Raw genomic sequence first — 20,042 nt, forward strand, 5'->3', positions numbered from 1 at the left:
TTGGGAGATCTTGGGGCCGCTTCGCAGCCCAACGGGGGCAAGCCCCCTCGCCACAGGCTCACTCTACAACTGTATTTTGTTTCAACCTCCAGGAGAGGGCATGCGCGACTACAAGTGGCTGAATGAGTACTGCTTGAACCGCTTCGGTTCGGCGGCTGAACTGGAAGCCCATCTGCCCGTTCCCAAGACTCCCGCGCAACTGCGCAAGATCAGCGACGATCGCTACCTCTCGATGATGGCGCTACGGGTGTTCCGCGCCGGGCTCAAGCACAGCCTGGTGGATGCCAAGTGGCCGGCCTTCGAAGAAGTGTTCTTCAGGTTCGACCCGGAAAAAGTCGTGCTGATGAGCGCCGAGCACCTTGAGCGCCTGATGCAGGACACGCGGATCATCCGTCACCTGGGCAAGCTCAAGAGCGTGCCGCGCAATGCGCAGTTCATACTGGACGTGGCCCATGAAAAGGGCAGCTTCGGCGCGCTTATCGCCGACTGGCCGGTGACCGATATCGTCGGGCTCTGGACCTTCCTGAAAAAACGTGGACATCAGTTGGGCGGGCTGTCTGCCCCGCGCTTCTTGCGGATGATCGGCAAGGACACCTTTGTACCGAGCTATGACGTGGTGGCTGCGCTGAATGCGCAGGACATCATCGACAAGGTGCCGAGCAGTCTGCGCGACCTGGCGTTGGTGCAGGACGTGTTCAATCAGTGGCATGAGGAAAGCGGCGGGCGGCCGATGAGCCAGATTTCGATGATGCTGGCTTACACAGTCAATCATTGAGACCGAGTCGCCCCAATCGCGGGCAAGCCCGCTCCCACATTGGATCTGTGTCGTTCACAAAATCCCCTGTGGGAGCGAGCCTTCTCGCGATAGCTGTGGGTCAGGCGACGGAGGGTTCGCCCTCGCCAGCCAACTTGCGGTTCAACTGATACCGCCAGCGCACATACAGCAGCGCCGAGCAAAACACCGCCAGACTCGCGCCCATCTCCAGCAAGCCGAAGACTTGCCGGTTCGGGTCATAGGCAGCCAATGCGCCCTTGATGAAGTACAGGTTCACCACAAAGCACATCCACGAATGCCCGCGAGGGCTGCCGACGATCATCCCCGGTGCCAGAATCAGCAGTGGCACCAGTTCGATCAACAGGATCACCCAGGGGCGTGCCCCATGCAGATCGGCAATCGCCAGGTAGTAAACACACAGCAGTCCCACCAGACCGAAAAAGCACAGCAGGCTGATGGCGCGCATCGCCTTGACGCGTGGTTCGAGCCATTCGAGGGCGGGCAGGATCTTCGGCTTCTTGGCCAACTCAGCTCTCCAGTTTCTGTGCGGTCTTGGCCAGGCGCAGACCCAGCGCGCGGCACAACGCCACTTCATGGGCGTCCAGACCGCTTTTGCCGTCGGCGCCGGCGTGGTGGCTGGCGCCGTATGGCGTACCGCCGCCCTGGGTTTCCAGCAGTGCCGACTCGCTGTAGGGCAGGCCGGTGATCAGCATGCCGTGGTGCAACAACGGCAGCATCATCGACAGCAGCGTGGTCTCCTGGCCGCCGTGCAGGCTCGCGGTGGAGGTGAACACACCCGCCGGTTTTCCCACCAGGGCGCCGGTCAGCCACAGGTTGCTGGTGCCGTCGAGGAAATACTTCAGTGGTGCCGCCATGTTGCCGAAGCGGGTCGGACTGCCGAGTGCCAGGCCGGCACAGTTCTTCAGGTCGTCGAGGCTGGCATACAGCGCGCCTTCGTCGGGAATCTCCGGCGAAACGGCTTCGCACTCGCTGGAAATCGCCGGCACCGTGCGCAGGCGGGCCTCAAGCCCGGCCTGTTCGACACCACGTGCGATCTGCCGGGCCATTTCGTTGGTCGAGCCGCTGCGGCTGTAGTACAGAACCAGAATGTACGGTGCACTCATGGCAACAGTTCCAGGATCTGCTCCGGTGGGCGGCCGATAATGGCCTTGTTGCCGACTTCGAGAATCGGTCGTTCCATCAGTTTCGGGTGGGCGGCGATGGCGGCAATCAATTGCGCTTCGCTCAGGCTGCTGTCGGCCAGGTCAAGGGTCTTGTACTCGTCCTCGCCGGTGCGCAGCAGTTGCCGGGCGCTGATCCCGAGTTTGCCCAGCAGGCTCTGGATCTGCGCGGCGTCCAGCGAGGTTTCCAGGTAGCGGACCACGGTCGGGGTCAGGCCACGGGCTTCAAGCAGTTCGAGCGCACCGCGGGATTTCGAGCAGCGCGGATTGTGATAAAGCGTCAGATCGGTCATGAGCGGGTCGCATCTTGCGTAAGGTGGCGGCTATTCTAACTGTGCAGCGCGCAATCCAGAACCGTAAGAGGCGATGGGTCGCAGGTGCATTCAATTTTTGACAAGGAACACGACATGACAAGGCGACTGGCAGCAGCATTGGCGATCATCGGAGCGTTGATGCTGGGGGGCTGCGGTAATGACTATGGCATCGACCAGGACGGCCACAAGATCGCCGCCGACCGACTGGACGGCAAATGGCTGGTCCTCAACTACTGGGCAGAATGGTGCGGGCCTTGCCGTACCGAGATACCGGAGTTGAATGCCTTGGCTGAGCAGCTCAAGGACAAGAAAATCGGTGTGTTCGGGGTCAACTTCGACAATGTCCAGGGGCAAGAACTGAAGGACGCGAGCGAGAAACTTGGGATCAGGTTCACCGTGCTGGCCCAGGACCCTTCCGAACTGTTCGAGCTGCCGCGCAGCGAAGCATTGCCGGTGACCTACATCATCGATAACAAGGGCAAGGTGCGTGAGCAATTGATGGGTGAGCAGACGGCGGCGGGGGTGATGGCGAAGCTTGAGGCGTTGCAGGCGAAGAATTGATCAGATGATCGTTTTCATTGTGGTCAGGGGCTTTTTGTGGCGAGGGGGCTTGCCCCCGTTCGGCTGCGCAGCAGTCGCAAAGCCGATATACACGGTTAACCTGATCAAACGCGGTTATTGGATTTAGGGCTGCTTCGCAGCCCAACGGGGGCAAGCCCCCTCGCCACAGGTTTCACCGTGCTGAAAGGGCGATCAACCCTCCTCGAGCCACCAACGCAACGCCTTGCCTTCGGCTGGCCAGAAGCGTATCTGCTCGATCGGGGAGACGTCCCAGCGCTGGACGTCTTCCAGGGCCTGAAGGAAGCGTTTTTCCTGTTCCATCAGTGCCGGCGCGCACAATTTGCGGGTGCTGCCGATTTTGCCGAAGGTCAGTTTGTCGCCATCGAGGGTGTACGGCGCGAACCAGTGGTTGCAGCCGCCATTACCGTAGGCCCGGCCGTCTTCGCCGAGGGTGACGGTCAGGTGGCTGTAGTCCATCAACGGCCGCTCGCCGATCCACTCCAGAATGTAGCTGCGGTTCTGTTGCAGTTGCACCGGCTCGGCGGCGCAGCCCAGCAGGCCGGCACCGACCATGGCGGTCAGAGCGAGGCCTTTCATCACGCAGGCTCCTGGCATTTCGGGCACAGGTGTTTCTCGCCAACGCTGGTCCAGCCCAGCTCGGCGATCCGCGCGGTGGCGGCAGGCTTTTCGGCCTTGTTGCCCAGCTTGGCATCGACGGCAAACTCGAAGCTCAGCTCTTTGGCACAGCTGTCACAGTTCACTTGCCAGGTGTGGATGGCCAGTTCGCCGAACACCGGGCCACTGGCTACCGCGACCCATTGGCCGGGCGGGTTGATCAGGTGGCGAACCGTTTCGACGGTCAGGCGCATGGACAAGTCCTTGGCACCCTTGAGAGTCACAACCAGCACGTCATTGTTGCGAATCGAACCACCGTTGCCGGTGACTTGATAGCGCCCCGGCACCAGGGCGCGGCATTCAGTGAGGGTGTGTTGCGGGTTCATCAGGCTGTAGCGGAAATCGTGTTCGACCATGGGTCCTCCAAATATGCGCGATATGCTAGCACGGGCTTGTACGCCGCATCGCGCAGGTAGATGACCTTCGATCCGTTTCAGTCTCCCGTCACCAGGTTTTCCGGGGTGCCCGCCGTCCAGGCTGCAATGTTGTGTAATGTGGTGGCGGCAATCGCGTCCAGCGCTTCGCGGGTCAGGAACGCCTGGTGCGCGGTGACGATCACGTTAGGAAAGGTCAGCAGCCTGGCCAGCACATCGTCTTGCAACGGCAGGTCGGAGCGGTCCTCGAAGAACAACTGCGCTTCCTCCTCATACACATCCAGCCCCAGGTAACCCAGGCGACCGTCTTTCAGGGCATCGATCAGTGCCGGGGTGTCCACCAGACCGCCACGCCCGGTATTGATCAACATCGCGCCCGGTTGCATGTGCGCCAGGGACTCGCGGTTGATCAAGTGCTTGCTCTGCTCGTTGAGCGGGCAGTGCAGGCTGATGATCTGCGATTCGGTCAGCAATTGCGGCAGGCTCAGGTAGCGAGCGCCGAGGGCTTCGACCTGCGGGTTGGGGTAGGGGTCATAGGCCAGCAACTGACAGCCAAATCCGCTCATGATTTTGGCGAAGGTGGCACCAATCTGACCGGTGCCGACCACGCCGACGGTCTTGCCCACCAGATCGAAACCGGTCAGCCCCTGTAGTCTGAAATCCCCTTCGCGAGTGCGGTTGTAGGCGCGGGGCAAACGGCGGTTGAGTGCGAGGATCAGCGCTACTGCATGTTCGGCAACGGCGTGGGGCGAATAGGCCGGGACACGCACGATGGCCAGTCCCAGGCGTTTTGCTGTCGGCAAGTCGACATGGTTGTAACCGGCCGAGCGCAGGGCGATCAGGCGTGTGCCTCCAGCGGCCAGGCGCTCGAGTACCGCAGCGCCAAGGTCATCATTGATGAACGCGCAGACCGCTTCATACCCTTGGGCGAGCGCTACCGTGTCGAGGCTCAGGCGCGCAGTCTGAAATTGCAACTCGATGCCGGCCGGTTGCCCGGCCGCGAGAAAGCTGTCGCGGTCGTAGTTCTGGCTGCTGAAAAGAATCGTACGCATGCGGTGCTCCTTGAAGGTGGCCTGCGCCGTTGAGCAAGCCGGCATTCGACAGTCCTCAGGTTAACTCGCCGGCAGCCCTTCGCGATTGCGCTGCATCAAGCATTCATGCGCGCCTGGGCTGCCAGGCGATTGATTGCCCGGTCGAGCTCATCCAGTGCCAGGCTGGCTTTCGGGTCCTGCTGCTTGAGCAGGGTTTCGCTGCGTTGGCAGGCCGCACGCAATTGCGGTACGCCGCAGTAACGCGTCGCGCCATGCAGGCGATGGACCCGTTCGACCAGGGCGTTGTGTTCATTGCTTTGCCGAGCCAGTCGGATGGCTTCGCGGTCAGCCTCCAGTGACGCCAGCAGCATCGCCAGCATGTCCGCGGCCAGATCGGCCTTGCCGGCAGCCAGGCGCAATCCTTCCTCGTGGTCGAGCACCAACAGATCATGGGTGCCAGCATGCCCATCGCCGGAGCGCTCCGGGCTGTGATTGCGCAGCGCCAGGCCGCTCCACTTCAGCACCACTTGCGCCAATTGCCGTTCGCTGATCGGTTTGGTCAGGTAGTCGTCCATGCCGCTTTGCAGCAGCGCGCGTTTTTCGTTGGCCATGGCGTGGGCAGTGAGGGCCACGATCGGCAGCGGCGTGCAATGGCGTTCGCTTTCCCACTGGCGGATCGCCTCGGTGCTCTGGCGACCGTCCATGCCGGGCATCTGCACGTCCATCAACACCAGATCGAATGTCTCGTTCTGCACCGCCTTGACGGCGGCATAACCGCTTTCCACCGCAAGTACCTTGGCGCCCATGTCTTCGAGCAGGGTTTGCACCAGCATCAGGTTGGCCGGATTGTCGTCGACGCAAAGCACCTTCGGGGCACGGCTGGATACCGGTTCGCCCGGCTCGCTGCGCATAGACCGCGGGTTGACCAGGTCAGACAGGGAGCGTCGCAGCTTGCGGGTGCAGGCCGGTTTAGCCTGGAGCTGGCTGTGGGGGTTGGGCACGGAAAGATGGAACAGCGTCTGTTCCGTGGTCGGGCACAGCACCAGCACTTTGCAGCCAAGATGCTCGAGGTCCCAGATGTGCTGGTTGAGGCGTTCCGGCGGCATGTCGTTGCTGGTGATGCCGAGTACGGCGAGGTCGATCGCCTGGTCGGTCTGGTGGGCGGCGGTGACGCCATTGGTCAGGCTTTCCAGGGTATTGAACGGTGTGGTGCTGAGGCCGCAGTCTTCCAGTTGATGCTGCAACGCCTGCCGTGCCAGCTCGTGGTTTTCCAGTACCGCCACCCGTCGCCCGAGCAAGGGTGCCGAGGGCAGGTCTTCGGCATCGTCGCGGGTTTTTGGCAGGCTCAGGCTGATCCAGAATTCCGACCCTTCCCCCGGCGTGCTGTCGACGCCGATCTCACCGCCCATCTGTTCGATCAGGCGCTTGGAAATCACCAGGCCCAGGCCAGTACCGCCGGGTTGCCGCGACAGCGAGTTGTCGGCCTGGCTGAAGGCCTGGAACAGGGCGCGTACGTCCTGGTTCGACAGACCGATGCCGGTGTCCTGAATGCTGATGCGCAACTGCACGGTGTCTTCGTGTTCTTCTTCGAGCATGGCGCGGGCGACGATGGTGCCTTCGCGGGTGAACTTGATCGCGTTGCTCACCAGGTTCGTCAGGATCTGCTTGAGCCGCAGTGGGTCGCCCACCAGCGACAGCGGCGTGTCCCGGTACACCAGGCTCACCAGTTCCAGCTGCTTGGCGTGGGCAGCCGGGGCGAGGATGGTCAGGGTGTCCTGTAGCAGGTCGCGCAGGTTGAACGGAATATGGTCGAGCACCAGCTTGCCGGCCTCGATTTTCGAAAAGTCGAGAATCTCGTTGATGATGCCCAGCAGGCTGTCGGCGGATTTTTCGATGGTGTCCAGGTAGTCGAGCTGGCGCGGGGTGAGCTCGCTTTTTTGCAGCAGGTGGGTGAAACCGAGAATGCCGTTGAGCGGCGTGCGGATTTCATGGCTCATGTTGGCCAGGAATTCGGACTTGATCCGGCTCGCTTCCAGGGCTTCCTTGCGCGCCAGGTCCAGTTCGATGTTCTGGATCTCGATGGTTTCCAGATTCTGGCGCACGTCTTCGGTGGCCTGGTCGATGCTGTGCTGCAATTCTTCCTGCGCATTTTGCAGGGTGCCGGCCATGCGGTTGATGCCGGAGGCCAACTCGTCCAGTTCCTGACTGCCGAGTGGCGGCAGGCGGGTTTCCAGATGACCGTCCTTGAGTTGAGCCACGGCTTGCTTGATCTGGCTCAATGGCCGATTGATCGTGCGACCCATGCGCAAGGCCAGCAGTGCCGCACCTATGAGCCCCGCCGCGATTAACATCAGGCTGGCGAACAGGCTGCGGTAACCGCGCAACAGCATGCTGTTATGGGACAGTTCAAGCTCGACCCAGCCCAGCAGGCGGTCGGCTTCTTCGGGAATCACGTCCCCGGCCAGGTTGCGGTGCTTGCCGAATACCGGCAGCAGATAGCGGGTCGCATCGTTGCCACTGCGGCGCAGCATCTGCGTGCCACTGCCGGAGGGTGTCTGGTTGAGCATGGTCGGGCCGGCGTGGGCCAGCAGCGTGCGGTCAGGAGCCAGGAAGGTCACGGCCCGCACGTCGGTTTGTTCCAGGGCCTGGGTGGCGATGCGTTCGAGCAGTTCGTTGTCCTGATGGCCCATGGCTGGCGCCGTCAGTGGAGCCAACTGCTCGGCGATCATTTCGCCGCGCTGCATGAGTTGGGTTTGCAGGTCAGCCTGTTGCATCCAGGTAAAATATCCCCCCAGCACCAACGCCATCAGGCTGGTTGGCAACAGGGTCAGCAACAGCACGCGGCCTTTGATTCCCAGTTTCTTGAGCACGCATCTCTCCTGCATCCCGCTATTTATAGGCCTGCACATGCATCCGCCATGCACCACTTGCGCAGTGTAGCGATTTGCTCGCGGGCAATCTTCGTAAAAATGGTGCCGTCATTCGTCGGTCCGGACGACTCATTGGCAATACGGACAAACGGTGGGTTGCCCCTGGCGAGGCAATCTTGAATAATCGCTCAACTGAGAATTATTTGCAGATAGTCATGACTCCCATCACTGCCGGCCTTCCCCGAATCCTGTCCATCGAAGACGACCTTGTGCTCGGCGCCTACGTTCATGAGCATCTGGACCGCAGCGGCTTCCAGGTGACCTGGTGCCAGAACGGTCAGGAAGGCCTGGACATTGCCCGCCGGCAACCATTCGACGTGGTGTTGATGGATATTCTGCTGCCGGGCCTGGACGGCCTGGCGGTACTGACCCAATTGCGCCAGAGCCATTCCACCCCGGTGTTGCTGATGTCTGCCCTCGGTGCCGAGGCCGATCGCATCAGCGGCTTTCGCCTGGGGGCTGATGATTACCTGCCAAAGCCCTTCAGCATGGTGGAGTTGCGGGTGCGCATCGAAGCCATTCTGCGGCGGGTGGCACTCGACCGCCGACCGGCCCCCGCCGTGCCGGCCCCGTCGATGGACAGCCTGCGTTTCGACGATGAAAGCTTCGAGGTCTTTTATGGCGAACAGGCCGGTGGCCTGACCCGCAGCGAGTATCGGTTGCTTGAGACGCTGCACCGCAGCGCCGACGAAGTACTGAGCAAAGCCTTTCTTTATCAACAGGTGCTGCAGCGCGGTTACGCGGCCCATGACCGCAGCCTGGACATGCACATCAGCCAGATCCGCCGCAAGCTCAAGGCCATTGGATATACCGAGCGCGAAGTGCGTACGGTTTGGGGCAAGGGCTACATCCTGAGCGCCGCCGATGACATGTAACTTGCCGGGCAGGCATTCGCTGTTCTGGAAACTGGCCTGTCTATTGGTCGCTTTCTGTCTGCTGATGATCTGGCTGAGTTGGTCCTGGGGCCGTTACATGGAGCAGCGTAACCAGTTCCTCTCCGATGAGGCCCGCGGCACCCTGTCCGGTTATGCCGCCGAAGCCGAGCAGGCATGGCAGCAGCGTCAGAGCGCCGGTATCGATGACTGGCTGCAAGGCATGCATCAGCGGGAAAAAGGTTGGGTCGGTGTCATCGGCGGTGATTTGCAGTCCTTGAGCAACCAATCGCTGACGGACAAGGAAGTCGAACGCCTGACTTTTTTGCGCGGCCTCGATTGGCCCATCCACAAGAAAGGCCGGCCGTGGATGCGCATACCCTTTCCCGGTGACCCCTCCGTCGGCAGCCTGGTGATCGAGTTGCCCAAGCGCTTCGTACCCGGGCGTTACCGGGTGTTCTGGCGGGTGATCACCAACGGCGTGATTCCGGGATTGTTCACCTTGCTGTTGTGCGTCGGGCTGTATCGTTTGTTGGTGGTGCCGCTCAACAGTCTGCGTGAACAGGCCAATGCCTGGCGTGCCGACCAACTGAATGTGCGCCTGTCGAGCCGCACCACCAATCGTTCCGATGAATTGGGCGAGTTGGGCAGGGCGTTCGATCACATGTCCGAGCGCCTGCAAAGCACTGTGGCCTTGCAGCAGCAACTGCTGCGCGACTTGTCCCACGAATTGCGCACGCCCTTGAGCCGCCTGCGGGTGGCCAGTGAAAGCGAGCAGGGGCTGGAGCCATTGCGCGAACGCATCGGCCGTGAAGTCGATGGCATGCAGCGCCTGGTGGAAGACACGCTGCAACTGGCGTGGCTCGATACCGAGCGCACCCGATTGCCTGACGAAGCGATCCAGATCCAGGCCCTGTGGGAAATGCTCACGGAGAACGCCTGCTATGAAAGTGGTTGGCCCGATACGCAGTTGCAATGCACCGTAGATTCATCCTGCTGGGTTCGCGGTCATCTCAACACCCTGGCCCAGGCATTGGAAAACATTCTGCGCAATGCGATTCGGCATTCACCTGATGGTGGGGTTGTCCTGCTCGGCGGCCAGCGTGATGGAGATTTCTGGCATCTATGGCTGGAGGATCAGGGTGGCGGCGTGGCGGAAGCTGATCTGGAGCGGATCTTCCTGCCGTTCACCCGACTCGACGGTTCGCGGCCGGGGGATGGTGGGTTTGGCTTGGGCTTGAGCATCGCCCGAAACGCGGTGCAGCGTCAGGGCGGACAGCTTTGGGCGCAGAACACCGGAACCGGGTTGCGCCTGAACATGCGGTTGTTGGCGGATGTTGATAGCGCCAGTGCCGACGCCATCGCGGTCAAGCCCGCTCCCACACTGACCGTTCTTGAACCGCGAAACCTGTGATCACCCCGGCACCCTGTGGGAGCGAGCTTGCTCGCGATGAAGCCCTCCTGTTCACCGCAACATATCTGCTTATTCCCATAAGCCATAAGCACCGCACTTTGCGTGATATGGCCTGGGAACGTTTGCCGGTATGATAGTCGCCCCCGCAGTCTGGATTGCGAATACGCCATGACCTTGCAGTACCCAACCATCGCCGATTGCGTCGGCAACACTCCGCTGGTCCGTTTGCAGCGCCTGCCCGGCGCCACCAGCAATACCCTTTTGCTCAAGCTCGAAGGGAACAACCCGGCGGGTTCGGTCAAGGACCGTCCGGCGCTGTCGATGATCACCCGCGCCGAGTTGCGCGGGCAGATCCACGCCGGCGATACGCTGATCGAGGCGACCTCGGGCAACACCGGGATCGCCCTGGCCATGGCCGCTGCGATCAAGGGTTACAAAATGATCCTGATCATGCCGGACAACTCCAGCGCCGAGCGCAAGGCAGCCATGACGGCCTATGGCGCCGAGCTGATTCTGGTCAGCCAGGAGCAGGGCATGGAAGGCGCCCGTGACCTCGCGCAGAAGATGGAAGCCGAAGGTCGCGGCAAGGTACTGGACCAGTTCGCCAACGGTGACAACCCCGAGGCGCACTACACCACCACCGGCCCGGAAATCTGGCGCCAGACCCAGGGCACCATCACCCATTTCGTCAGCTCCATGGGCACCACCGGCACCATCATGGGTGTGTCGCGCTACTTGAAAGAGCAGAACGACAACGTGCAGATCATCGGCCTGCAACCGATGGAAGGCTCGGCGATCCCGGGGATCCGCCGCTGGCCTCAGGAATACCTGCCGAAGATCTACCAGGCTGACCGCGTGGACCGGATCGTCGACATGGCGCAAAGCGAAGCCGAAGACGTGACCCGTCGTCTGGCCCGCGAAGAAGGCATTTTCTGTGGTGTGTCCTCGGGCGGTGCCGTGGCGGCAATGCTGCGCCTGTCCAAAGAAGTTGAAAACGCGGTGATCGTCGCGATCATCTGCGACCGTGGCGACCGTTACTTGTCGACCGGCATTTTCGACGCGCCCAACTGATGGCCAAACATGAAAGAGGCCTGCGCTTCCAGCCCACCGGCGGCAGCAAGGCCCCGCAAGTCCCGACCGGCAAAAAGCAGCGCCTGACCATCGAGCGCCTGGCCAATGACGGTCGCGGTATCGCGTTTTTCGAAGGTCGCACCTGGTTCGTCATCGGCGCATTGGCCGGTGAAGAGATCGAGGCGCGCGTCCTCGGTGCCCATGGCAAAGTGGTCGAGGCGCGCACCGAACGGGTGTTCAAGGCCAGCGAACTACGCCGCCCTGCACCGTGCGCCCATGCCGGCCGCTGTGGCGGTTGTAGCGTGCAGCATCTGCCCCACAACGAACAGCTTGCCCTGAAACAGCGCATGCTCGCCGAGCAGTTGTCGAGAGTCGCGGGCGTCGAACCCGATGAGTGGGCAGCGCCATTGAGCGGTGCGGAGTTCGCTTACCGCCGTCGCGCCCGCGTCGCGGTGCGCTGGGACATGAAGGCAAAAAAACTCGAAGTCGGTTTCCGTGCCGCTGGCAGCCAGGACATCGTGGGCATCGATGACTGCCCGGTGCTGGTACAGCCCTTGCAACCGATCATGGCCCGCTTGCCGGAGATGCTGCGGCGCTTGAGCAAACCCCAGGCACTCGGGCATGTGGAGTTGTTCAGCGGCTCGACGCTGGCGGTTTTACTGCGGCACATGGCGCCGTTGTCCGATGCCGACCTGACGATCCTCAAGGAATTCTGCGCGTTCCATGAAGCCCAGTTGTGGCTGCACGGCGATGGCGAACCGCAACCGGTCGAGGCCGATCAGTCGTTGGGCTATCGTCTTGAACAGTGGGACCTGGAGCTGGCGTATCGTCCCGGGGATTTCATTCAGGTCAACGCCGCCGTCAACGAAGCGATGGTCGCCCAGGCGCTGGACTGGCTGAAGCCGACAGCGGATGAGCGCGTACTCGACCTGTTCTGTGGCCTGGGCAACTTTGCCTTGCCGCTGGCCAAGGCCGCTCGTGAAGTGGTGGCGGTCGAAGGCGTGCAGGTGATGGTCGATCGGGCTGCGGCGAATGCGGCCAGCAATAATCTGCATAACGCGAAGTTTTTTCAGGCCGATTTATCCCAGCCTTTGACGGACGCCGAATGGGCCGCCGAAGGCTTTTGTGCGGTACTCTTGGACCCACCGCGTGACGGTGCTTTCGAGGTTGTGCGCAAGCTCAGGAGCCTGGGCGCCGAACGTTTGGTGTATGTGTCGTGCAACCCTGCAACTCTGGCGCGCGACACGGTCGAATTGATCAAGCAGGGCTACCGGTTAAAACGTGCCGGGATTCTCGATATGTTTCCTCAAACGGCACATGTCGAGGCCATGGCGTTATTTGAAGCGAGCTAGGATGCTCGTCTGGTCCGACTGGCCCGCCCGTGCAGCCGCGCACCCAGCCCGACGTGGGCGCACCGGCAACGAAGGTCAGCGATTTGACGCATTGAATCTGCGTCGTAGGGAAGGTAAGCAAGATGGTACAGGTGAGAGCACACCAGCCGATCAATACCGACGGCAGTATCAATCTCGAGGCTTGGCTCGATCATGCGGTCAGTGTCGATCTGGCACTGGATCGCGAAGCCTTGAAAGAAGCCTGCGAGTACGCTCGCGAGGCCGAACAACAAGCCAATGCGGCACAGAATCTGTGGTCGGAAGGTAACTCGACTTTCCGTACAGGGCTTGAGATCGCCGAGATCCTCGCCGATCTCAAACTCGACCAGGACTCTTTGGTCGCCGCGATCCTGTATCGAGGCGTGCGCGAAGGCCAGATCAAGTTGCCGGCCGTCAGCCAGCGCTTCGGTCCGGTGGTGTCCAAGCTCATCGACGGCGTGCAGCGCATGGCCGCGATCAGCGACAGCCTGAGTCCGCGAAAATCCCTGGTGCTGGGCACCCAGGGCCAGGTGGAAAACCTGCGCAAGATGCTGGTGGCCATGGTTGACGACGTTCGCGTCGCCCTGATCAAACTGGCCGAACGCACGTGCGCGATCCGTGCGGTGAAAACCGCCGACGACGAAAAGCGCAACCGTGTGGCCCGTGAAGTCTTCGACATCTACGCGCCATTGGCCCATCGCCTGGGTATCGGTCATATCAAGTGGGAACTGGAAGACTTGTCCTTCCGTTACCTGGAACCGGACCAGTACAAGCAGATCGCCAAGCTGCTCCATGAGCGGCGACTGGATCGCGAGCGCTTCATCAGCGACGTGATGAGCCAGCTGAAAAACGAACTGCAGGCCACCGGCGTCGATGCCGACATCAGCGGCCGCGCCAAGCACATCTATTCGATCTGGCGCAAAATGCAGCGCAAGGGTCTGGAGTTCAGCCAGATCTATGACGTGCGTGCCGTGCGGGTGCTGGTGCCGGAAATGCGCGACTGCTACACCGCGCTCGGCATCGTCCACACCCTGTGGCGGCATATCCCGAAAGAGTTCGACGACTACATCGCCAACCCGAAAGAAAACGGCTACCGCTCGCTGCACACGGCGGTGATCGGGCCGGAGGGCAAGGTGCTGGAAGTGCAGATTCGCACCCATGCCATGCACGAAGAGGCCGAGCTGGGAGTTTGCGCGCACTGGAAGTACAAAGGCACCGACGTCAAATCTGGTTCCAATCACTACGAAGAGAAAATCTCCTGGCTGCGTCAGGTGCTCGAATGGCATGAAGAGCTGGGCGATATCGGAGGGCTGGCGGAACAGCTGCGGGTCGATATCGAGCCGGACCGGGTCTACATCTTCACCCCGGACGGTCACGCCATCGACTTGCCGAAGGGCGCTACCCCGCTGGACTTCGCTTACCGCGTGCACACCGAAATCGGTCACAACTGCCGCGGCGCCAAGATCAACGGGCGCATCGTACCGCTCAACTACAGCCTGCAAACTGGTGAACAGGTCGAGATCATCACCAGCAAGCACGGCACCCCGAGCCGTGACTGGCTGAACCCGAACCTGGGTTATGTCACTACGTCGCGGGCACGGGCGAAGATCGTTCACTGGTTCAAGTTGCAGGCTCGCGACCAGAACGTCGCGGCCGGTAAAACCTTGCTCGAACGCGAACTCAATCGCCTCGGCCTACCAGCGGTGGATTTCGACAAGCTGGCCGACAAGGCCAACATGAAAACTGCCGAAGACCTGTTCGCCGCCCTCGGCGCCGGGGACTTGCGCCTGGCGCAACTGGTCAACCTGGCGCAGCAACTGGTCGAGCCGGAGCGTGGCAACGAACAGCTTGAACTCATACCACGCAAGGCCACCGGCTACAAACCGGGCAAGCGCGGCGACATCCAGATCCAGGGCGTCGGCAACCTGATGACCCAGATGGCCGGCTGCTGCCAGCCATTGCCGGGTGATGCCATCGTCGGTTACATCACCCAGGGCCGCGGCGTGAGCATTCACCGCCAGGACTGCGCCTCGGTGCTGCAACTGAGTGGGCGGGAGCCGGAGCGGATCATCCAGGTCAGCTGGGGCCCGGTACCGGTGCTCACCTATCCGGTGGACATCATCATCCGCGCCTACGACCGTTCCGGGTTGCTGCGTGACGTTTCGCAGGTTTTGCTCAATGAGCGGATCAACGTGCTGGCGGTCAACACCCGCTCGAACAAGGAGGACAACACCGCGCTGATGTCCCTGACCATCGAGATTCCGGGGCTGGATGCATTGGGGCGGTTGCTGGGGCGGATTTCCCAGTTGCCGAACATCATCGAAACCCGGCGTAACCGTACACCTTGATGCATGTTCAGCGCCGATCCACTGTGGGAGCGAGCTTGCTCGCGATGACGGTTCAACATTCAACACAGGTGTTGTCTGACTGTCCGCTATCGCGAGCAAGCTCGCTCCCACAAGGGACTTTGCAGTGAGAGAGATTGATGTATTCACTTGAAGACCTGCTGCACCTCATGAACCGCCTGCGCGACCCGCAGTACGGTTGCCCGTGGGACATCAAGCAAACTTACGCCACCATCGTCCCCCACACTCTGGAAGAAGCCTACGAAGTCGCCGACGCCATTGAGCGCGGTGACTTCGATCACTTGCAGGGGGAGCTCGGCGACTTGTTGTTCCAGGTGGTGTATTACAGCCAGTTGGCCCGGGAAGAAGGGCGCTTCGAGTTTGAAGGTGTGGTCGACAGCATCACCCGCAAGCTGATCCGTCGTCACCCCCATGTGTTCCCTACGGGCGACCTCTATGCACCGCTGGATGTCCCGCGCCTCAGCGAAGAGCAGGTCAAGCAGCGCTGGGAAGAGATCAAGGCCGAGGAGCGCGCAGAGAAGTCCTGCGCGCCCGAGCAGCTGTCATTGCTCGATGACGTCCCCGCCGCATTGCCGGCGTTGTCACGTTCGGCAAAATTGCAAAAGCGCGCGGGGCAGGTCGGGTTCGACTGGCCGGACGCTTTGCCGGTGCTCGACAAAGTGCGTGAAGAGCTTGATGAAGTCCTCGAAGCCATGTCGGAAAATGATCCCGAGGCCGTGGCCGAAGAGATCGGTGACCTGCTGTTTTCCGTGGTGAATCTGGCGCGGCATCTCAAGGTTGATCCGGAAACCGCACTGCGGGGTGCCAACGGCAAGTTTGAAAGACGCTTTCGTTTTATCGAACAGGCATTGCGCGACACCCGCCGTCCCATGGAAGATTGCACCCTCGAAGAGTTGGACGCCTTGTGGGGCGAAGCCAAACGTCAGGAAAAGAATTTGCCCAGCTGCGGTTGAGCAGTGGCCTAAGTGAGTAATAAGCACCATGAGCATTTCCCTTCGCGACCAGTTGCTCAAAGCAGGGCTGGTCAACCAGAAGCAGGCCAAGCAGGTCAGCAAAGACAAGCAGAAACAGCAACGCCTGGCCCACAAAGGCCAGATCGAGCTGGATGACTCCCAGCAGCGCGCGGCACAGGAAGCCATGGCCGAGAAGGTCAAGCGCGACCAGGAGCTCAACCGCCAGCATCAGGAAAAGGCTGAGGCCAAGGCCCGTGCCGCGCAGGTCAAGCAATTGATCGAAGTCTCGCGCCTGCCGAAATTGACGACCGAGGATTACTACAACTTCGTCGACGACAAAAAGGTCAAGCGCATCTGCGTCAACACCCTGATGCGCAACAAGCTCAGCAGCGGTTCGCTGGCCATCGTGCATCACGCTGGCGGCTACGAAGTGATTCCGCGCGAGGCGGCATTGAAGATTCAGGAGCGCGACCCGCAACGCATCGTGCAGATGAATGTGCAGACCGAAGAAGTCAGCGTCGAGGACGATCCGTATGCGGCCTACAAGATCCCTGATGATCTGATGTGGTAATCGCTCCTCTTCCATTACATGTTTGTTAGTACATTGCTGGATTAATGAATTGAACCCGAAAGATCGCGTCGATACGATCTCTCGGGTTTTCTTTTGCCCGAAATATTCTCAGGGGAGAGAACTAATGGAATGAAATTAAATGAATAAGGATATTGTCAATGCTGGTAAGTATCGCCTCGTTACGCCAACCTACTTTTAAATCGCAGCTTTCACAGCCGCGACAACCCGATCAATCCATTCACGACTATCTGGACGACGAGCTTGTCACACGAGCGGAGCTTGTGCGCCGAAAGATCAAGATCGCTGCGAAAGCTGCTCGCGACGATCACGGCAGGCCCGCGTGCGTTTTCGTAACCCTGCCTGAGTTTTTCTGGAACATTCCCTGGCACGAAGTCCGTAATGAACAGGAACTTCACGAACTGAACTCTGCTTACCTGACGAAGGTGACCGAGTGTGTGACGCTGTTGATAAGTGATCTGCCAGTGGAGCGCTACGGCAAGATCGTTTTATTGGCAGGAAGTTGTGCGACGCTGATCAAGGTGGGAGAGGGGGAGTCGAGCTATTACGATGTCATTAATTATGTGCTCACAATTTCCAATAAGGAATACGAGGTCGACATGCCGCTGATGTCGATGTGGCCGAAGCGTTATGTGTCAGGCATCGATTTTGGAAGACATGTAGGCTCGGAAGACGGGTACTGGTTTTTCAAGTTGTTCGATGAGATTGTGGTACGGGTAAAGAAGGTCAGTAGTGTACAGGCCGAGCACAGTTACTTTGGTGGCTATGAAGGAATATTTATTAATAGTCTTGTAGTGGGTTGCCCATTCGGTATCAACTTGTGCCTCGATTATGCGGTGTTGAAAGACGGTGAACGGGACAAGGAGGTTGAACTGGCGGGGGCCAAAATCGATTTCCTGATCGCCTGTGGCATGGACTTCGATGACGGCAAGCGTCATCTATCTTCGCTTCAGTTTGCCGTCCGCAATGACGGCATGGGCGATGGTGAGTGCGAGGTGGTGAAGCTTGAGGCGGGCTGGATCGTCGGTGTTGTTCCTTCGGTGGTGATCGACGACTCCCTTCATTTAGCGGCCATTCAGATTGCCTGAGCCGCGTGCTCCGGTTGCAGCCTGCCCGTGCGGGAAGGGGCAGGCTGCATGGTGGTGGAGTCTGTCTTCAACCGGTTGCGAGCTCGCGGTTGCGCTCGAGCATTTCCAGTTCGGCCCTGTAGTTTTGCGCGTCGATCTCGGAGTGGAACATCCCGACCAGCAGGTCTTGTTGATGCACGTCCCAGATCCGGATACCGGCGGCTACACCCTCGTGGGATTTATGTGAATCGTCGCGTTCAGTTACTTTTACAGTCATCTGCTAGCTCCAATCTCTGTTATCTGCAGCAAGGCGTGTGCAGGACTCTGTTATATGTTTTGTTAGCTTGCTAAGTAAATAACTGAGTTTGGTAACGGTTTTTTGCAAAAATGGAAACAGTCCTGCAGCCCGCGGAATCCGCGACATTCAGTCGCAGGGCGTTAAGTTTCATGACAAACGTTTCATGTTGAAGGCACCACAAATCCAGTGTCGAGCACTGAAACTGTGGGAGCGAGCTTGCTCGCGATGGCGGTGGGTCAGACAGCAATGATGTCGATTGACACTCCCTCATCGCGAGCAAGCTCACTCCCACAATGGTTGTGGTGTCGAATTCTTTGAGGCCAAAAAAAACGCCCCGAACCAGTCGGGGCGTTTTCATGTGCGACTCAGCAGAGGGAAATTACTTACCTTCCCAGCGCTTCAGTACCAAAGTGGCGTTGGTGCCACCGAAACCGAAGCTGTTGCTCATCACGGTGTTGATGGTGGCGTTTTCGCGGGTCTTGGTCAGCACCGGCAGGTCGGCCACTTCAGGGTCCAGCTCGTCGATGTTGGCGGAGCCGGCAATGAAGTTGCCTTCCATCATCAGCATGCAGTAGATCGCTTCGTGAACGCCGGCAGCGCCCAGGGAGTGACCCGACAGGCTCTTGGTGGAGCTGATGGCCGGAGCCTTGTCGCCGAACACTTCACGCACACCTTTCATTTCCGCGACGTCGCCGACCGGGGTCGAAGTGCCGTGGGTGTTCAGGTAGTCGATCGGGGTGTCGACGGTGGACAGCGCCTGCTGCATGCAGCGGATCGCGCCTTCGCCGCTCGGGGCAACCATGTCGTAGCCGTCGGAGGTCGCGCCGTAGCCAACGATTTCCGCGTAGATCTTCGCGCCGCGGGCCAGAGCATGTTCCAGCTCTTCAACCACGACCATGCCGCCACCGCCGGCGATGACGAAACCGTCACGGTCAGCGTCGTAGGCACGGGAAGCTTTTTCCGGGCTGTCGTTGCGCTTGCTGGACAGGGCGCCCATGGCGTCGAACAGGAACGACTGGCTCCAGTGCTCTTCTTCACCGCCGCCGGCGAAGACGATGTCCTGCTTGCCCATCTGGATCTGTTCCATGGCGGTACCGATGCAGTGAGCACTGGTGGCGCAGGCAGAAGCGATGGAGTAGTTCAGGCCCTTGATCTTGAACGGAGTGGCCAGGCAAGCGGAAACGGTGCTGCTCATGGTCCGCGTTACGCGGTATGGGCCGACGCGCTTGACGCCTTTCTCGCGCAGGATGTCCAGCGCTTCCATCTGGTTCAAGGTCGATGCACCACCGGAACCGGCGATCAGGCCGGTACGCGGGTTGGAAACCTGCTCTTCGGTCAGGCCGGAGTCAGTGATGGCGTCTTTCATGGCCAGGTAGGCATAAGCTGCCGCGTGGCCGACGAAGCGATAGATCTTGCGATCGATCAGTTCTTCAAGGTTGAGGTCAATGGAGCCGGAAACCTGGCTACGCAGACCCATTTCGGCATATTCCGGGTTGAACCGGATGCCAGGGCGGCTTGCACGCAGGTTAGCGGAGACGGTCTCTTTGTCATTGCCCAGGCAAGAAACGATGCCCAGACCAGTGATAACGACGCGGCGCATGCGGATAACCCTTAGAAGTTGTCAGTGGAGGTGAACACGCCGACCCGGAGGCCTTCGGCGGTGTAGATTTCGCGACCGTCGACAGTGACCGAACCGTCGGCGATGGCCAGGTTCAGCTTGCCCTTGAGGACGCGCTTGATATGAATGTTATAGGTGACTTTCTTGGCGGTCGGCAGGACCTGGCCGAAGAATTTCACTTCGCCCGAACCCAGCGCACGGCCACGGCCCGGCAGGCCTTGCCAGCCCAGGAAGAAGCCGACCAGTTGCCACATGGCGTCGAGGCCCAGGCAGCCCGGCATCACCGGATCGCCTTCGAAGTGGCAGGCGAAGAACCACAGGTCCGGATTGATATCCAGCTCGGCGACCAACTCACCTTTGCCGTACTTGCCACCTTCTTCGCTGATCAGGGTGATGCGATCAACCATCAGCATGTTCGGGGCGGGCAGTTGCGCGTTACCAGGGCCGAACAGCTCACCGCGACTGCAGCGCAGCAGATCTTCCCGGGTAAAGGCGTTTTGTTTGGTCATGCGAGCTCCTCAATAGTCCCATGCGGCAGGTGGGGCAAATCTTCCCGGCCGATCGAAGCGTTCATGCCTCGAAC

Annotated in this window: 20 protein-coding genes; 10 read left to right on the plus strand and 10 right to left on the minus strand. The window is 60.4% G+C overall.

The window, feature by feature from the left end; genetic code table 11:
• Window positions 1–100: 100 nt before the first annotated feature.
• On the plus strand, window positions 101–775 hold the full coding sequence (locus tag ABIE16_RS02695) for a DNA-3-methyladenine glycosylase I (protein ID WP_057713645.1): 675 nt from the start codon (window positions 101–103) through the stop codon (window positions 773–775).
• A 100-nt stretch (window positions 776–875) separates the two neighbouring features.
• On the opposite strand, the gene ABIE16_RS02700 is transcribed toward ABIE16_RS02695, so the two are convergent.
• Genes ABIE16_RS02700 through arsC form a run of 3 tightly spaced genes read right to left on the minus strand, consistent with a single transcriptional unit; the run spans window position 876 to window position 2,249 of the window.
• On the minus strand, window positions 876–1,301 hold the full coding sequence (locus ABIE16_RS02700; protein WP_090457293.1) for a DUF2069 domain-containing protein: 426 nt from the start codon (window positions 1,299–1,301) through the stop codon (window positions 876–878).
• 1 nt (window position 1,302) lies between these two features.
• Complete coding sequence (gene wrbA / locus ABIE16_RS02705) at window positions 1,303–1,899, minus strand: NAD(P)H:quinone oxidoreductase (protein WP_057713647.1); 597 nt, start codon at window positions 1,897–1,899, stop codon at window positions 1,303–1,305.
• A complete protein-coding gene (gene arsC / locus ABIE16_RS02710; RefSeq protein WP_429520526.1) occupies window positions 1,896–2,249 on the minus strand; it encodes an arsenate reductase (glutaredoxin) in 354 nt (117 codons plus the stop codon). The genes wrbA and arsC overlap by 4 nt, the downstream gene beginning before the upstream one ends.
• Window positions 2,250–2,363: 114 nt before the next feature.
• Between arsC and ABIE16_RS02715 the strand changes: the two genes are divergently transcribed.
• On the plus strand, window positions 2,364–2,831 hold the full coding sequence (locus ABIE16_RS02715) for a TlpA disulfide reductase family protein (RefSeq protein ID WP_057713649.1): 468 nt from the start codon (window positions 2,364–2,366) through the stop codon (window positions 2,829–2,831).
• 192 nt (window positions 2,832–3,023) lie between these two features.
• On the opposite strand, the gene ABIE16_RS02720 is transcribed toward ABIE16_RS02715, so the two are convergent.
• The 4 genes from ABIE16_RS02720 to ABIE16_RS02735 form a co-directional block, all read right to left on the minus strand.
• Window positions 3,024–3,428, minus strand: coding sequence for an META domain-containing protein (locus ABIE16_RS02720; protein ID WP_429520527.1), 405 nt, complete (start codon window positions 3,426–3,428; stop codon window positions 3,024–3,026).
• The gene (locus tag ABIE16_RS02725) at window positions 3,428–3,862 is read right to left on the minus strand and encodes a hypothetical protein (protein WP_056728017.1); all 435 of its coding nucleotides are present in this window, start codon (window positions 3,860–3,862) and stop codon (window positions 3,428–3,430) included. The genes ABIE16_RS02720 and ABIE16_RS02725 overlap by 1 nt, the downstream gene beginning before the upstream one ends.
• Before the next feature lie 77 nt (window positions 3,863–3,939).
• Window positions 3,940–4,932, minus strand: coding sequence for a 2-hydroxyacid dehydrogenase (locus ABIE16_RS02730; RefSeq protein ID WP_429520528.1), 993 nt, complete (start codon window positions 4,930–4,932; stop codon window positions 3,940–3,942).
• 95 nt (window positions 4,933–5,027) lie between these two features.
• Window positions 5,028–7,781 carry a response regulator gene (locus tag ABIE16_RS02735; RefSeq protein ID WP_407514759.1) on the minus strand — a complete coding sequence of 918 codons (2,754 nt, stop codon included), beginning with the start codon at window positions 7,779–7,781 and terminating at the stop codon, window positions 5,028–5,030.
• A 215-nt stretch (window positions 7,782–7,996) separates the two neighbouring features.
• On the opposite strand from ABIE16_RS02735, the gene ABIE16_RS02740 reads away from it, so the two are divergent.
• The 8 genes from ABIE16_RS02740 (at window position 7,997) to ABIE16_RS02775 (ending at window position 17,564) form a co-directional block, all read left to right on the plus strand.
• Window positions 7,997–8,716 carry a response regulator transcription factor gene (locus ABIE16_RS02740; protein ID WP_429520529.1) on the plus strand — a complete coding sequence of 240 codons (720 nt, stop codon included), beginning with the start codon at window positions 7,997–7,999 and terminating at the stop codon, window positions 8,714–8,716.
• Entirely contained in the window at window positions 8,706–10,127 is a 1,422-nt protein-coding gene (locus ABIE16_RS02745; protein WP_429520530.1) for a histidine kinase sensor domain-containing protein, read from the plus strand. Before ABIE16_RS02740 ends, ABIE16_RS02745 begins: the two co-directional genes overlap by 11 nt.
• A 168-nt stretch (window positions 10,128–10,295) precedes the next feature.
• Window positions 10,296–11,198, plus strand: a complete 903-nt coding sequence (gene cysM, locus ABIE16_RS02750; protein WP_056728010.1) for a cysteine synthase CysM — start codon at window positions 10,296–10,298, stop codon at window positions 11,196–11,198.
• Window positions 11,198–12,550 carry a 23S rRNA (uracil(1939)-C(5))-methyltransferase RlmD gene (rlmD, locus tag ABIE16_RS02755; protein ID WP_057713656.1) on the plus strand — a complete coding sequence of 451 codons (1,353 nt, stop codon included), beginning with the start codon at window positions 11,198–11,200 and terminating at the stop codon, window positions 12,548–12,550. Before cysM ends, rlmD begins: the two co-directional genes overlap by 1 nt.
• 122 nt (window positions 12,551–12,672) lie before the next feature.
• Entirely contained in the window at window positions 12,673–14,916 is a 2,244-nt protein-coding gene (relA, locus tag ABIE16_RS02760; protein ID WP_090457279.1) for a GTP diphosphokinase, read from the plus strand.
• Window positions 14,917–15,053: 137 nt separating this feature from the next.
• Window positions 15,054–15,887, plus strand: coding sequence for a nucleoside triphosphate pyrophosphohydrolase (gene mazG / locus ABIE16_RS02765; protein ID WP_102669940.1), 834 nt, complete (start codon window positions 15,054–15,056; stop codon window positions 15,885–15,887).
• Between the two features lie 28 nt (window positions 15,888–15,915).
• Entirely contained in the window at window positions 15,916–16,458 is a 543-nt protein-coding gene (locus ABIE16_RS02770) for a DUF2058 domain-containing protein (protein WP_429520531.1), read from the plus strand.
• A 158-nt stretch (window positions 16,459–16,616) separates the two neighbouring features.
• Window positions 16,617–17,564: a hypothetical protein gene (locus tag ABIE16_RS02775; RefSeq protein ID WP_429520532.1), complete on the plus strand. Its 948-nt coding sequence runs from the start codon at window positions 16,617–16,619 to the stop codon at window positions 17,562–17,564.
• A gap of 67 nt (window positions 17,565–17,631) precedes the next feature.
• On the opposite strand, the gene ABIE16_RS02780 is transcribed toward ABIE16_RS02775, so the two are convergent.
• The 3 genes from ABIE16_RS02780 to fabA all read right to left on the minus strand — a co-directional run bounded on the left by ABIE16_RS02780 (window position 17,632) and on the right by fabA (window position 19,968).
• The gene (locus ABIE16_RS02780; RefSeq protein WP_057713661.1) at window positions 17,632–17,820 is read right to left on the minus strand and encodes a hypothetical protein; all 189 of its coding nucleotides are present in this window, start codon (window positions 17,818–17,820) and stop codon (window positions 17,632–17,634) included.
• A gap of 400 nt (window positions 17,821–18,220) precedes the next feature.
• Entirely contained in the window at window positions 18,221–19,441 is a 1,221-nt protein-coding gene (gene fabB / locus ABIE16_RS02785; RefSeq protein WP_218494362.1) for a beta-ketoacyl-ACP synthase I, read from the minus strand.
• A gap of 11 nt (window positions 19,442–19,452) precedes the next feature.
• Window positions 19,453–19,968, minus strand: a complete 516-nt coding sequence (gene fabA / locus ABIE16_RS02790; protein WP_003227150.1) for a 3-hydroxyacyl-[acyl-carrier-protein] dehydratase FabA — start codon at window positions 19,966–19,968, stop codon at window positions 19,453–19,455.
• Window positions 19,969–20,042: the final 74 nt, after the last annotated feature.

The sequence above is a fragment of the Pseudomonas sp. 2725 genome (assembly GCF_050434585.1).
In the GTDB taxonomy this organism is placed as follows: domain Bacteria; phylum Pseudomonadota; class Gammaproteobacteria; order Pseudomonadales; family Pseudomonadaceae; genus Aquipseudomonas; species Aquipseudomonas jessenii.

Bases quoted from the DNA above. Each gene is read 5' to 3' on its own strand.
- ABIE16_RS02695 (WP_057713645.1), top strand. From the start codon at position 101: ATGCGCGACTACAAGTGGCTGAATGAGTACTGCTTGAACCGCTTCGGT.
- wrbA (WP_057713647.1), bottom strand. From the start codon at position 1,899: ATGAGTGCACCGTACATTCTGGTTCTGTACTACAGCCGCAGCGGCTCG.
- arsC (WP_429520526.1), bottom strand. From the start codon at position 2,249: ATGACCGATCTGACGCTTTATCACAATCCGCGCTGCTCGAAATCCCGC.
- ABIE16_RS02715 (WP_057713649.1), top strand. From the start codon at position 2,364: ATGACAAGGCGACTGGCAGCAGCATTGGCGATCATCGGAGCGTTGATG.
- ABIE16_RS02720 (WP_429520527.1), bottom strand. From the start codon at position 3,428: ATGAAAGGCCTCGCTCTGACCGCCATGGTCGGTGCCGGCCTGCTGGGC.
- ABIE16_RS02725 (WP_056728017.1), bottom strand. From the start codon at position 3,862: ATGGTCGAACACGATTTCCGCTACAGCCTGATGAACCCGCAACACACC.
- ABIE16_RS02730 (WP_429520528.1), bottom strand. From the start codon at position 4,932: ATGCGTACGATTCTTTTCAGCAGCCAGAACTACGACCGCGACAGCTTT.
- ABIE16_RS02740 (WP_429520529.1), top strand. From the start codon at position 7,997: ATGACTCCCATCACTGCCGGCCTTCCCCGAATCCTGTCCATCGAAGAC.
- ABIE16_RS02745 (WP_429520530.1), top strand. From the start codon at position 8,706: ATGACATGTAACTTGCCGGGCAGGCATTCGCTGTTCTGGAAACTGGCC.
- cysM (WP_056728010.1), top strand. From the start codon at position 10,296: ATGACCTTGCAGTACCCAACCATCGCCGATTGCGTCGGCAACACTCCG.
- rlmD (WP_057713656.1), top strand. From the start codon at position 11,198: ATGGCCAAACATGAAAGAGGCCTGCGCTTCCAGCCCACCGGCGGCAGC.
- relA (WP_090457279.1), top strand. From the start codon at position 12,673: ATGGTACAGGTGAGAGCACACCAGCCGATCAATACCGACGGCAGTATC.
- mazG (WP_102669940.1), top strand. From the start codon at position 15,054: ATGTATTCACTTGAAGACCTGCTGCACCTCATGAACCGCCTGCGCGAC.
- ABIE16_RS02770 (WP_429520531.1), top strand. From the start codon at position 15,916: ATGAGCATTTCCCTTCGCGACCAGTTGCTCAAAGCAGGGCTGGTCAAC.
- ABIE16_RS02775 (WP_429520532.1), top strand. From the start codon at position 16,617: ATGCTGGTAAGTATCGCCTCGTTACGCCAACCTACTTTTAAATCGCAG.
- ABIE16_RS02780 (WP_057713661.1), bottom strand. From the start codon at position 17,820: ATGACTGTAAAAGTAACTGAACGCGACGATTCACATAAATCCCACGAG.
- fabB (WP_218494362.1), bottom strand. From the start codon at position 19,441: ATGCGCCGCGTCGTTATCACTGGTCTGGGCATCGTTTCTTGCCTGGGC.
- fabA (WP_003227150.1), bottom strand. From the start codon at position 19,968: ATGACCAAACAAAACGCCTTTACCCGGGAAGATCTGCTGCGCTGCAGT.